Source organism: Knoellia sinensis KCTC 19936 (assembly GCF_000768705.1).
Classification (GTDB): Bacteria; Actinomycetota; Actinomycetes; order Actinomycetales; family Dermatophilaceae; genus Knoellia; species Knoellia sinensis.
In genome coordinates, this window is sequence record NZ_AVPJ01000005.1 from 227,107 (window position 1) to 239,554 (window position 12,448).

Annotated in this window: 10 protein-coding genes; 1 reads left to right on the forward strand and 9 read right to left on the reverse strand. The window is 64.6% G+C overall.

All coding sequences use genetic code 11. The annotated features are described in order from the left end of the window. Positions 1–78: 78 nt before the first annotated feature. From N802_RS09080 to N802_RS09110, 7 genes are all read right to left on the reverse strand, one after another. A complete protein-coding gene (locus N802_RS09080; RefSeq protein WP_035914956.1) occupies positions 79–2,289 on the reverse strand; it encodes an NADP-dependent isocitrate dehydrogenase in 2,211 nt (736 codons plus the stop codon). Positions 2,290–2,360: 71 nt separating this feature from the next. Continuing rightward, complete coding sequence (locus N802_RS09085; RefSeq protein ID WP_035914959.1) at positions 2,361–2,978, reverse strand: PIN domain-containing protein; 618 nt, start codon at positions 2,976–2,978, stop codon at positions 2,361–2,363. Further along, a complete protein-coding gene (locus tag N802_RS09090; RefSeq protein WP_035914961.1) occupies positions 2,975–3,814 on the reverse strand; it encodes an ImmA/IrrE family metallo-endopeptidase in 840 nt (279 codons plus the stop codon). The genes N802_RS09085 and N802_RS09090 overlap by 4 nt, the downstream gene beginning before the upstream one ends. Continuing rightward, entirely contained in the window at positions 3,811–4,152 is a 342-nt protein-coding gene (locus N802_RS09095; protein ID WP_052109683.1) for a helix-turn-helix domain-containing protein, read from the reverse strand. The genes N802_RS09090 and N802_RS09095 overlap by 4 nt, the downstream gene beginning before the upstream one ends. Positions 4,153–4,238: 86 nt before the next feature. Next, complete coding sequence (locus N802_RS20205; RefSeq protein ID WP_156971340.1) at positions 4,239–4,412, reverse strand: hypothetical protein; 174 nt, start codon at positions 4,410–4,412, stop codon at positions 4,239–4,241. Between the two features lie 174 nt (positions 4,413–4,586). Continuing rightward, the gene (gene aqpZ / locus N802_RS09105; RefSeq protein WP_425402469.1) at positions 4,587–5,423 is read right to left on the reverse strand and encodes an aquaporin Z; all 837 of its coding nucleotides are present in this window, start codon (positions 5,421–5,423) and stop codon (positions 4,587–4,589) included. 81 nt (positions 5,424–5,504) lie between these two features. Beyond that, positions 5,505–6,524 carry an acyltransferase family protein gene (locus N802_RS09110; RefSeq protein ID WP_052109685.1) on the reverse strand — a complete coding sequence of 340 codons (1,020 nt, stop codon included), beginning with the start codon at positions 6,522–6,524 and terminating at the stop codon, positions 5,505–5,507. Between the two features lie 69 nt (positions 6,525–6,593). Here N802_RS09110 and N802_RS09115 point away from each other — a divergent pair, with 69 nt between their 5' ends. Next, positions 6,594–7,760 carry a nucleotide sugar dehydrogenase gene (locus N802_RS09115; RefSeq protein ID WP_035915182.1) on the forward strand — a complete coding sequence of 389 codons (1,167 nt, stop codon included), beginning with the start codon at positions 6,594–6,596 and terminating at the stop codon, positions 7,758–7,760. A gap of 437 nt (positions 7,761–8,197) precedes the next feature. Here N802_RS09115 and N802_RS09120 read toward each other — a convergent pair whose 3' ends face one another. Continuing rightward, positions 8,198–9,148, reverse strand: coding sequence for a hypothetical protein (locus N802_RS09120; RefSeq protein ID WP_035914967.1), 951 nt, complete (start codon positions 9,146–9,148; stop codon positions 8,198–8,200). A gap of 563 nt (positions 9,149–9,711) precedes the next feature. After that, positions 9,712–11,664 (reverse strand): glycosyltransferase, encoded by a 1,953-nt coding sequence (locus N802_RS21105; protein WP_425402473.1) that lies wholly within the window; start codon positions 11,662–11,664, stop codon positions 9,712–9,714. Positions 11,665–12,448 lie beyond the last annotated feature (784 nt).

Genomic DNA, 12,448 nt, shown 5'->3' on the forward strand with positions numbered 1-12,448 from the left:
CCAGAAGCACGTATGCCGTGTGCTCACCTCTCGGTGAGCGCACGGCATACGTCGTGGTTGGCTTGAAAGCCCGCCGGGTCAGCGCAGGGAGGCGAGTGCCTCGTTGAAGGTCGCGGACGGGCGCATCACGTCGCTCGTCTTCGCCGGGTCGGGGCGGTAGTAGCCACCGATGTCGGCGGGCGAGCCCTGCACGGCGAGGAGCTCGTCGTTGATCTTCTGCTCGTCAGCGGTGAGCTTCTCGGCGACGGCCGCGAAGGCACCCGCCAGGTCTGCGTCCGACGTCTGCTTGGCCAGCTCCTGCGCCCAGTAGAGGGCGAGGTAGAAGTGGCTGCCGCGGTTGTCGATCTGGCCGACCTTGCGCGCCGGGCCCTTGTTCTCCTGGAGGAGGGTCTCGGTGGCCTTGTCGAGGGTGTCGGCGAGGACGCGGGCCTTGGCGTTGTCGGTGGAGTCCGCGAGGTGGCGGAACGACTCGGCCAGCGCCATGAACTCACCGAGGCTGTCCCAGCGCAGGTAGTTCTCCTGGACGAGCTGCTGCACGTGCTTCGGGGCGGAGCCACCGGCGCCGGTCTCGAAGAGGCCACCGCCGTTCATGAGCGGCACCACCGAGAGCATCTTGGCGGAGGTGCCGAGCTCGAGGATCGGGAAGAGGTCGGTGTTGTAGTCACGCAGGACGTTGCCGGTGACCGAGATCGTGTCCTCGCCCTTGCGGATGCGCTCGATGGAGACCTTGGTGGCCTCGACCGGGGAGAGGATCTGGATGTCGAGCCCGTCGGTGTCCTCGTCCGCCAGGTAGGTCTTCACCTTGGCGATGAGGTTGGCGTCGTGGGCGCGGTTCTCGTCGAGCCAGAAGATCGCGGGCGTCTGCGAGGCGCGGGCGCGGGTCACGGCGAGCTTGACCCAGTCGCGGATCGGGGCGTCCTTGGTCTGGCAGGCGCGCCAGATGTCACCCGCGTTGACCTCGTGCTCGATGAGCACGTCGCCGGCACCGTTGACGACCTGCACGCGACCGGCCTCGGCGATCTCGAAGGTCTTGTCGTGCGAGCCGTACTCCTCGGCCTTCTGCGCCATGAGGCCGACGTTGGGGACCGAGCCCATGGTCGTCGGGTCGAAGGCACCGTTGGCGCGGCAGTCGTCGAGGACGACCTGGTAGATCCCGGCATACGAGCTGTCGGGGATCACCGCGAGGGTGTCGGCCTCCTCGCCGTCCGGACCCCACATGTGGCCGGACGTGCGGATCATCGCCGGCATCGACGCGTCGATGATGACGTCGCTCGGGACGTGGAGGTTGGTGATGCCCTTGTCCGAGTTGACCATGGCGAGCTTCGGCCCGGCGGCGAGGCCGGCCTCGATGTCGGCCTTGATCTCGTCACCGTTGGGGAGGGCGGCCAGTCCGTCGAGGATGGCGCCGAGACCGTTGTTGGGGGAGAGGCCGGCGTCGTCGAGGGCGGCACCGTGCTTGGCGAACACCTCGGGCAGGAACGCGCGCACCACGTGGCCGAAGATGATCGGGTCCGAGACCTTCATCATCGTGGCCTTGAGGTGCACCGAGAAGAGGACGTCCTCGGACTTCGCGCGAGCGATCTGCTCGGTGAGGAACGCGTCGAGCGCGGCGGCACGCATGGCGGTGGCGTCCACGACCTCGCCCTCGAGGACCTTGAGGCCGTCCTTGAGGACCGTCGTGCCGGCGTCCGTGACGAGCTGGATCGTCAGGGTGTCGTCGGCGGGGAGGACGACCGACTTCTCGTTGGAGGCGAAGTCGTTCTGGCCCATGGTCGCGACGTTGGTCTTGCTGTCGGCGCTCCACTCACCCATGGAGTGCGGGTGGGCCTTGGCGTAGTTCTTGACCGAGGCGGGGGCGCGGCGGTCGGAGTTGCCCTCGCGCAGGACGGGGTTGACCGCGGAGCCCTTGACCTTGTCGTAGCGGGCGTTCGCGTCCTTCTCGGCGTCCGTCGTGGGCTCGTCCGAGTAGTTCGGCAGGTCGAAGCCGGCAGCCTGCAGCTCCTTGATCGCGGCCTTGAGCTGTGGCACGGAGGCGCTGATGTTGGGGAGCTTGATGATGTTGGCCTCGGGCGTCTTGGCCAGGTCACCGAGCTCGGCGAGGGCGTCCGCCGTCTTCTGGTCGTCGGGGAGCTGGTCCGCGAAGGCGGCCAGGATGCGCGCGGCGACGGAGATGTCGCGCGTCTCGACGTCGACGCCAGCGGTGGAGGCGAAGGCCTCGATCACCGGGAGGAAGGAGTAGGTCGCGAGGAGGGGAGCCTCGTCGGTGAGGGTGTAGATGATCTTGGCCATGGGCCGAAATCTACCGAACGACCCAAAACCTCCTGTATGCCGTCCGCTCACCTCGACTTGTTGGCTCGGCCTCAAGGCCAGGGTGGCCTCGACAGGAGGCTTGTCTGGCCGATGTCGATGAGCCCGTCGTCGCAGGCGCGTAGTTCGGTGTAGATCTTGCGCAGGTCTTGCTTCGAGGCGATCAGTCCTCGCCGGATCGCGGTGTCGAGCACGAGAGGGGTGTTGACCAGCCGGATAGTGCCGGTGGGGTGGCCCGCAGCCCTGCGGCGCTCGATCCTGCGAATCTCTCGAGCCGCAAGCTCAGCACCACCTTGGTCATCGATGAGGATCACGACATCGTGGCCCCCGACGTCCGCGAGAACCGCCGCGTGAATCACGACGAGGGTCTCGCCGAGGTCCCGGGAATCCTTCTTTCGGTCGCCGAGCGGCATGGTCGCGATCCGCTCGGAGGCGGCTTCGAGGTCCGGGGTTGAGTCATCGGACAGAACGGTGAGCCGCTTCGCCTGAACGAGCTTCTTCCACACGCCCGGAGCAGCCTTGAATCTGGCGCTCTTGCCCTTGCGGGCCACCTCGTCGGCGACCGTCTCCGGCGCAGTCAGGGGGCTCAGCACCGATAGAAGGAGACGTTCGTTGTTCGTGGCGGAGAAGTTGAGGGCGGGTCCCGCGTCGATGATGACTGTGTCCGTCATGAGGTCCCGGGCGGCTCATCGAGCGCATCGAGATCACTGAAGTCGTTGTCACCAGCGGGGAGGTCGTCAGCGGCCGCCCACGGGAGGTCGGTGTCGGTCGGCGAAGGGGTGATGCCTGCTTCGTCGAAGTCAGCTTGGACCTGCTCGGGTGTGGTGGCGCGCAGACGGGCGATCGCTTCGAGCGACACGACGCTCTCGATGTAGCCGGTGGTCGCGCGGGCGAGAAGGCGTTGTGGGGCGCGATGCATGTCGGACTCGGACTGCAGGGCGTGGTACTGGTCGGCCCACCCATACCTCGTCGCCAGCGCCGGCGCCGTCAGCGCCATCCACCTCTGTTTGCGTGAGGCGTCGATGTATCCGGCCAGGTTCAACTGAATCGCGATGATGGCCGGAGAGGCCTGAAAACGTTGGACGAGGCCCGCCAAGTCAGCCTCGCTCAGGTCTTCTCGGCTCGTGAGAACGCCCCGGATCCCATCGATGGGTACGAGCAGGTGTCGGGCGAATGAGTCCGCCCGCTGTTCCTCGGGCCCACGGTCTGACCAGCCGGACGGCTTGGGTGGGGAGCAGTCATCGAAGAGCACATGGGCGAGTTCGTGAGCGAGCGTGGACCGCTGCCGCATCGGGTTGCGGGTCCGGGCGACGGCGATCATCGTGACCGCGCGCAGCGGGTCACGCATGGTCATGCCGTGCTCGTCCGGTCCCGCCTGAAGGATGGCCACGTCAACGTCGGTGGTCTGCTCGATCAGGGCGACCAGGTCAGGCAGGGGCTGCACCCCGAGGCCGTGGCCCAACCTGAACGCCTCAGCCCGTTCTCGTCCCTGCTGCTCGGGGGTCATGCGGGCTGGGGGATCGCTTGGTCCTCGAGGTAGGCGTCGAGTTCCAAGTAGTGGGTCAATTCGCGGCGCATCGCAGCCATGTCTGCGTCGTCGGTTGCGCGCGCCGCGCACTCGACACGATCCCGCACCGCAGACCGTCCCGTGATCTCAGCGACCGTCGATCCGGTCGCCCACGCCAGCGCGAGGATCTCGTTCATCTTCGGAGCCAACGTGCCGGACTCCATCCGGGAAAGGCCGGACTGCGAGATGCCTGTGGCCCGGCTCAACGCACGCTGGCTCAGACCCGCGAGTTCACGAGCCCGGCTGATGTTGGTGCCCACTCTGCTGGCGGCAGTCACCTGAATCACCTCTCCCCAAGTTGATTCAATGGTAGTCGTGCGTGCCGACAAGGGCAACCTCACCCCCGCGCGCCTCGGCACTGGCGTCACAGTGACTGGTCCAAGACCTCGTCGATCTCCCGGCGTAACCGGTCCGGGTCCACCTTGGGGGTGCGCTTCGCTCGTGCGATCAGTTCGGTCGCGGGGAGGCTGCGTTGAGGCATCGGGCGATCTTCAGCGTCGGGCTCCCCGTTGGCCTCGTGCGCCGTGTCTGCGCTCACATGTCCAATGTAGGACCCACCTGCGCCTTATTGCCGCCATTGCACCCGTTCGCTGCGCTCGCCGTGCAGTGGCGGGCAATTGGTCAGCTGTTGGCGCTAGGCAACGGCGCGGCACGATCCCTTCAGGTCCCCTCATGGGGAGCAAAAGTTGGGGCGTGGCTGGGGTGGGGCGGGTCAGTCGATGGGGCGGGCGGCGTTGGGGTCGACGCCGTCGGGCACGAGCTCGTCCTCGGCACGCACCATGCCGGTGATGTCGTCGTCCCGACGGTCGACGCCGGTGATGAGGTGGAACGTCGCGCCGGCGATCGCGGCACCGATGATCGGCGCGAGCCAGAAGAGCCACAGCTGCCCCGGAGCACCCGCACCGTTGAAGAACGCGACACCCGTCGAACGGGCCGGGTTGACCGACGTGTTGGAGATCGGGATGGAGATGAGGTGGATGAGCGTCAGCATGAGGCCGATGGCCAGCGGCGCAAACCCGGTGGGGGCGGCGTCGCGGGTCACACCGAGGATGACGTAGACGAAGAACATCGTCAGCAGCACCTCGGCGCACAGCACGGCAATCATCGAGTAGCCGCCGGGGGAGTTCTCGGCGAAGCCGTTGGCCGCCATGTTTCCCTCGGCGACGAAGCCGTCACGCCCGCGGGCGATGGCCCACAGGGCGCCACCGGCGGCGAGACCACCGAGCACCTGCGCGATGACGTAGCCCGGCACGTCCTTCCACACGAAGCGCTTGGCAACAGAGAGGCCGATCGTCACGGCCGGGTTGAAGTGGGCCCCGGAAACGTGCCCCACGGCATACGCCATCGTCACGACCGTCAAGCCGAAGGCGAGGGCAACGCCCAGGAAGCCGATCCCGAGATGCGTGGGGGCGCCGGAGCCGAGCGTCGGCGTCGACAGGAAGCCGGCGGCATACATCGCGGCGCCACAGCCTCCGAAGACGAGCCAGAAGGTGCCGACGAACTCCGCCAAGAGGCGCTTGGTCATCTCAGGGATCTGCATGGCGCCCATTCTGGACCACGGGCCCCGCGCGATGGGTGATGTGACGGTGCTCGTGTCTCTCACGTGCGGATCACGAGGTGTGGGCAGGGCCTAGACCGGGACCTTCTCGCGCTGCGATCGGTGTGGCTGGGACGGCGTGGTCGCGTCTCGCCGCTTGGTGCGGCGCGGGGCCCCGGTGACCCACTGGGAGAGGGGCGTGTGAAGCGCGGCCCAGCCCACCAGTGCGCTCGTCACCGTCGCTGTGACGAAGGTGAGGGGTCGTGGGACGCCCAGTGCCGACCAGGCTGTGATGAGGAACGGATGCAGGAGGACCACGGTCAAACCGGAGAGGGCGGCGGTGGTGACGGCTGCTTCGACCCGCGGGGATATCGCCCGTGACGTGCGGTTGGCGATCACGACGAGCGACCAGCTGATGGCGATGGCGACGAGCGTGCTCAGCACCGGGGTTCCCCAGTCGCCCTGCTTGATGTCGACAGGCTCGGACACTCCGAAGGCCACGAGTGCTGCTGCGCCGGCCACGGTGGCGAGGGCGATCGGGATTCCTCCCTTGGGTTCCTTCGGCATGGAACTTCGAGCCACCTGACCGGCGGCGAGGAAGGCCAGGGCCGGGAGTGCGCTTCCCACGGCCAGCGGGAGAGACGCCAGTTCTGGGCCGAAGAGGGCGCCAAGGGTCACCCCGACTGCGACGACGACGACTCGACCCGCGACGGTCGCGGCACTGAGGAGGCGCCACAGGATGGTCGAGGTGAAGAGGACGGTGACGAACCAGAAGGTGCCGTAGGTGCCGATGGCGGGCCGTCCTCCGTGGACGGGCTCGAGGGCCGTCGAGCGGGAGAGCTCGTCGTGGGCGCCGAGCTCGACGAGGTAGGGGATGAACAGCAACGCGAGCCAGAAGACATAGGGCTTGAGCAACGTCGAGCCCCGACTCCGAACCTCATCGCCGATGGGGCGGTGCGTCCGCCAGAGGTAGCCCGTCAAGAAGAAGAAGACGGGGACGTGCCACGGATAGACGAGGTGACGCACGAGAGGAGTGACAAAGACATGGCCTCCGACCACGGCCAGGATGGCCAGGATTCGGAGGCCGTCGAGGCCAGCGTCTCGGGATTTCACGGACAACCACAGTAGGCATGGGCCGAGCGGGATCGTCAACTCGAGAGGCGCCCCGGTAGCGTGGCCGCCGTGAAGATCACCGTCGTGGGCCTGGGATACGTCGGCCTGTCCAATGCCGTGGTTCTCGCGCAGCACCACGAGGTCGTCGCCGTGGACCTCAATCCCGAGCGGGTCGACCAGGTGAACCGGCGCGAGTCGCCGTTGGTCGATCCGGAGCTCGAGGACTACCTCGCTCATCGGGAGCTCTCGCTCACCGCCACGAAGTCCGCGGAGGAGGCGCTCCCCGGCTCGGACTATGTCGTCGTCGCGACGCCGACGGACTACGACCCGGAGCGCAACTTCTTCAACACGTCCTCGGTGGAGTCGGTCGTCGCCTCAGTGGCGTCGCTCGCGCCGGAGGCCTGTGTCGTCGTGAAGTCGACGGTGCCGGTGGGGTTCACGGAGCGGTTACGTGAGGAGTACCCGGGGCTCGACATCGTGTTCTCGCCGGAGTTCCTCCGTGAGGGGCGCGCGCTCCATGACAACCTCCACCCGAGCCGCGTCGTCATCGGCGGGCACTCGGAGGCGGCGGTTCGGTTCGGCGAGATGCTCGTCGAAGGTGCGCTGGACGCGGACGTGCCGGTCCTGCACACAGACCCTACCGAGGCCGAGGCGATCAAACTTTTCGCGAACACGTTCCTCGCGATGCGGGTCGCCTACTTCAACGAACTCGACACGTATGCCGTGTCGCACGGTCTCGACACCCGTTCCATCATCGACGGGGTCGGGTTGGACCCCCGGATCGGCTCGCACTACAACAATCCGTCCTTTGGGTATGGCGGCTACTGCCTGCCCAAGGACACGAAGCAGCTGCTCGCGAACTACGACCAGGTGCCGCAGAACCTCATCCGCGCGATCGTCGACTCGAACACGACCCGCAAGGACTTCATCGCGACGGACATCCTGCGGCGCAAGCCGCGCGTGGTCGGCATGTATCGGCTCATCATGAAGGCCGGCTCGGACAACTTCAGGGTGTCGAGCATCCAGGGGATCATGAAGCGCATCAAGGCCAAGGGGGTCGAGGTCGTGCTCTTCGAGCCGGCGCTCGAGGAGGATCGCTTCTACAACTCCGAGGTGATTCGGGACCTGGACGAGTTCAAGAAGCGGTCGGATGTGATCGTGGCGAACCGCGTGAGCGACGCGCTGGACGACGTCGCGGACAAGGTCTACACCCGCGACCTCTTCAACCGCGACTGAGTGCAGACGGTGACCAAGTCAGACCGCTCGCCATCGCGACGAATATGGACCACGGGGGCAACGGGCGACTGACCAAATGGGAAGTGGGCTGCTCAAAAGGCACCACACGATGTCGTCCGTAGGTACCGTCGAGAAGCGAGCGTGGTGGGGGTGGCTGAATTGACCGGACCACCAGTTGCGGGCTCACCCTCCTCAGACAATTCCCCCGATAGCGTTCCCGATTCCTTGATGAGCCACCTGGCGAAGGTAACTGGTGCGCCCCGACTCGTACCCCGGTGGCACGAGTCGGGTCCGCGGGGGCGGGAGAAAGAGGGGTCCACATGGCCGAACTCACGATCACGGCCTGCGTGTGGACGGTTTCAAGGTTGGTCTGCGGGGCTCCGGCCAGCGTGTCCGGTACAGCATCGAATCGGCGCGTGGGCGACGCTGAGTCCAGATCAGGTTCGACCATTCGAGCGGGGTGGGTGCATCGATCTCGCCCAACAGTAAACAATGGGGGCTACGAGTGCTTCGGATACCAAAGGGATTAGGGCCACAGCGAGCGGAGCGTCGAATATCAGAGCTGCAAAACTGAGCCCAAGCGCGATGCCCGTGATCCAGGACAGAACCCTCAGGGCACTTGACCCGTCTTGGCTGGCGTGAAAGCGATACTGGGCTGCGCGATTCAAAGTGTGCGCGGGGATCGCAATCACGATGAGGACCGCCCATAGGGTTGTTTCAGCCTTGGAATCAAAGCCGAGGACGCCTAGGATGGCTGGCCCTGCCAGGAGCAGCACAAAGCACACGGCGAACGACCCGGCCAGATATGCGCGTTCAAGCCGCGCCATCCGCGGCTCAAGCTGAGCATTGGCTCGGTTCTTTGCACGTATGGCCATGACGGTGTACAGGCCCGTTGTTAAGAACGTGTTCACGTACTGCTGCGTGGAGAGGAGGGTGGCGAAGGCACCCGTTTGGACTGGTGTCATGACGTACGGGGCAACCAGAAACGGGAGCCTCAATGAGAGAATCGAGGCTATGGACACTCCAATCAGGTGTGGGTCGTAGGCGAGCCGAAGTCCTTCTATGCCGCGTACGGTGTTCCCACGTTGCTCCCTTTCACCCCGCTTAAGCACACGCAAGAGGAGGTACGTTAGGGCCGCCGCCAGTGTCATGGCGGTCGAAAAATCGATTGAGGCGACCCAGGTGGCGAGAACCGCGACGATTTTTGCCCCAACCGTGCAGGCATGCAGGCGAAGAATTTGTTCTTCTCGCTGAAGGTCGTTGGAACGTAGTTCCGACATATTGGTAAAGCACACAGAGAGTGCGCCCATGGCGACGGCCCAGACCGGGAGTTCAGTCGTTGCGGCGTACGCGAGGGTGAGCGCCACCCCAGCTAGGAGCAGGAGCATGGGGACCCAGGTACTTCGGAGGCGGCGAATTGTTGCTCGTTGTTCCCGAGAGCCTGTTACATAGCTAAGTGACGTTCCGCCCGAGAGGCCGGCGGCCGCGAACGCGCCGGCTGAGGCGCCAGCGGTGAAGCCGCCGATGTCTGCGAAGTCACCCCGTCGAGTCGCGATAACTAGGATGAGGGCGGCGGCGCCGGCGTTCGCGGCCACGCCCAACGGTGCTAGCGGGGCCTGCCTCCGTAAAAGTTGCCTGATCATGTTTCGTCAGAGGAGTTCGTCGTGGGAGCGGGTCTCGGGTTCCACGGCATCGGCCGCTCTGCACCTTGCGAGGCCACAGGAGTGCTCGAACGCGTTGAGAAGGTGGGCGAGGCGATTGTGTCGATTCCAGCGTGAGCCAGCGAATGCATCATCTGCTTCCCAACCACACGTGGTGCCGGTCGCCGTGTAGAGGATGAAGTCCACGCTCTCCGCCCTTGTGTTGTCCGAGCAGAGCCACTTCGTCAGCCCGACGCTGAAAAGCCACCTCGCTGTGGGAGCAGTCGTCGTTCTCCCCAATGTGCCAGTGGCTAACCAAGGCTTTCCCGGCCGCGTTCCGCATTCGTGGCCGTCAGGCCGAGGGCCTGTGCCACGCGAGTCCATTCCGCGTGCGCCAATGCCTGGGTAAGCGTTCTTCCCTCATGGGACTGGTCTTCGTCGGGAGGCAACCCGTCCTCGCGTACGTGTATCCACTCGGGACTGCGCCCGATCCTCCGAGCAATTTCTACGTGAGGCGGAATTGAGCTCGCTAGAACATCCTCGCTGAGAAGCAGAGCCTCGCTCAATCCGAAGCCCAAACTTTCCAGAGCGCTCGGGAGCACGCAGACGCCTGCCTTTGCATATTCCAGTCTGATCTGTGAATGCGAAACCACGTCACTTTCAACTGAGAGCCCCAACGCGTTCGCGACGTCTCGAACGTGCGCCCACGCGCCCGACCCGTCGTCCCGCCCAAGAAATCTGACTCGCCGAACCTGAGGGCGTCGCTCCTTGAGGACCCGAAGTGCTAGGTCTGGGCGCTTGTACCACGTCACCGTACCTACTACGATCGCCAAGCAAGGATCTCTGTAAGACAATTGGTCATTTGACGTGCGCCAATGATCAAGGGGGGCGGTCGCCTCGGCCACGGTCACGTCCACCGCAAAGTTCGTCCGGACGACCTCGCCAAGGTACGAAGTCAAGCAAACGACGCGTTCTGCTGCGCGTATGGCTCTAGCTGCAACAATGCGACGGGCTAGTGCTTTCGCCTGCATTCGGAGGGGGTACGGGCGAATGAGACGCAGAAAATCGCGGCGAGGAATCACGTTCCAAGCGCTTTGGACCAGGATGGTTTTCGGTGGGCGCCAGGACGTGGCGGTCTCTACGAGCGAGACTGATGCGGGAATCGCATCCACGCCCACGGCGCGCAAGGACTCGCGCACGACCGCCCCTCCGAAACTAGTGCGCTTCGACCACGGGCCCTGATCAGGGGGCACGAACCCCGTCTTGTTTGTGGCGGTGACACCACCCAAACCACGAAGATCGGCGAGCATGTCGCTCGTGGGGTCATAGGGCGCAATTGGGCGGCGGTTCAGGTGCTGAGTAGTCTCGACCATGGCAGCAGCCAGGGATTCGGAATCGCCTGTTCGAAAGATCGAACCGATAGCTGGGTGCGTGACGAGTTCGGATGCGCCAACTTGGTCGGACACGATAACGCGGCAGCCAAATGCCATGGCTTCGTTGACAACTAGCCCCCACGGCTCGATATGTGATGGCAGAACGAGAGCGTCTGCCACGAGGTAGTGTTCGTCCAAATCCTGATATTGTTTTGCTCCATGAAAGTGGATCCGCGGATCGCTCCCTGCCAACGCCCGCAGCCGCTCTGACTCTGGACCATCTCCTACGATATCTAGTCGCCAGTGGCGGGCGAAGTCAGCGGCTAATGATCGAAAGGTCTGGATGAGCAGATCAACGCGCTTCTCTGGGGATAGCCGACCGACGTAGAGAAACTTGAGGGTGGCCGCACTTGAGGTGCGACTTGATGGTTGTATTCCAGTCGACTGAGGCAGGTCGGGCGTGCTATAGGGGATTCGAATGCTATTCGACCGTCCCACGTACTCCGCCCAGTAGCGCTCATTGGCAGTCCCAACCGTCCACACGCGAGTCCTGGGTGGGAAGGCTAGTCTGAGCGCCTGTCGGCGCACCAGTCGCTTCACGGAATGTTCAGCCGTGAGGCTGGCGATGTTCGAATCGCTGCGCGTGACAATGGTGATGCCTCTTGCACGCGCGACGCCCAGGGCAAGTTGCCGTACCGGTCCTCTGTATCCGAACGAAGCGAGCACGTGAGGTCTACCAGCGCTCAGTAGATGTTTAGCTAGGTGTAATGCCGTGGCGCCGGTGTCAGGTATAAATGCGTGAGGATGGTTTATGGCGACGTCTCCCCAGCCGTGGGCGGGGCTGTCGCGTCCCAAGTATAGGACGCCGAAGTCGTGGGTTATTTCTGCCATCGAGTCGAAGACCGGAGCCCTCTGCGGGGTCGGCAGTTCTGTGATGAAGAGGGTTCTTGGCTTGTCCGAAAGAAGCGAGGAGAACGAGCCAGTGGAGAATGAAGAGTGCTGAACCACCTGCGAAATACCAACCTTCAAAGAGAGAGCTCACAATCCCGAACGATGCTACAGCGGTCGCGCTTGCGCTGTTGCGAACTGACATGAAGATGACGACGCCATAGGCGATGAGCACTGAAACGCCTGCCACGATGCCGACCTCTGCCAGCCATCGCAGTGGCGTAGAAGCAATTTCGATTGCGGACTGGCCGTAGCCCACCCCGGACGTCCAGGACCATTGCGCGGTATGGAGCGCGTAGTAGGTGCCTTCTTCCCGACTGTTGCCTGATCGTAGGAGTGTATCTGTCGCATCCTCCCCGGCGATTGCTATGGATATCCCGACAGTTGCAGCCATGCCCAAGAGCAACACTACGCGTCGGAAGCTTCCTTGGATCAGTGCTTGCGCTGCTATCACTAAAGCAGCTGCCGCCAGCGCGCCCACGGGTGCGCGACTCCCGCTGAGCAGGAGGGCGACTAGCGCCGGCGCCAAGGCAATTATGGTACTTGGTCGGAATCGAACTCGTCTGACCAGGATCGATAGGACGACAGTGGCAGCCACGAAGCCCATCGTGTTCGCGTTCGCGAAAATGCCCCTAAGCCGAGTGCCCCCCAATGCAATTCCCGGTGCGGCTAAATAGAGAACCAGTGAGATCATGGTGGCCAAGCTGGCCGCTGCCATCGCTCCTTC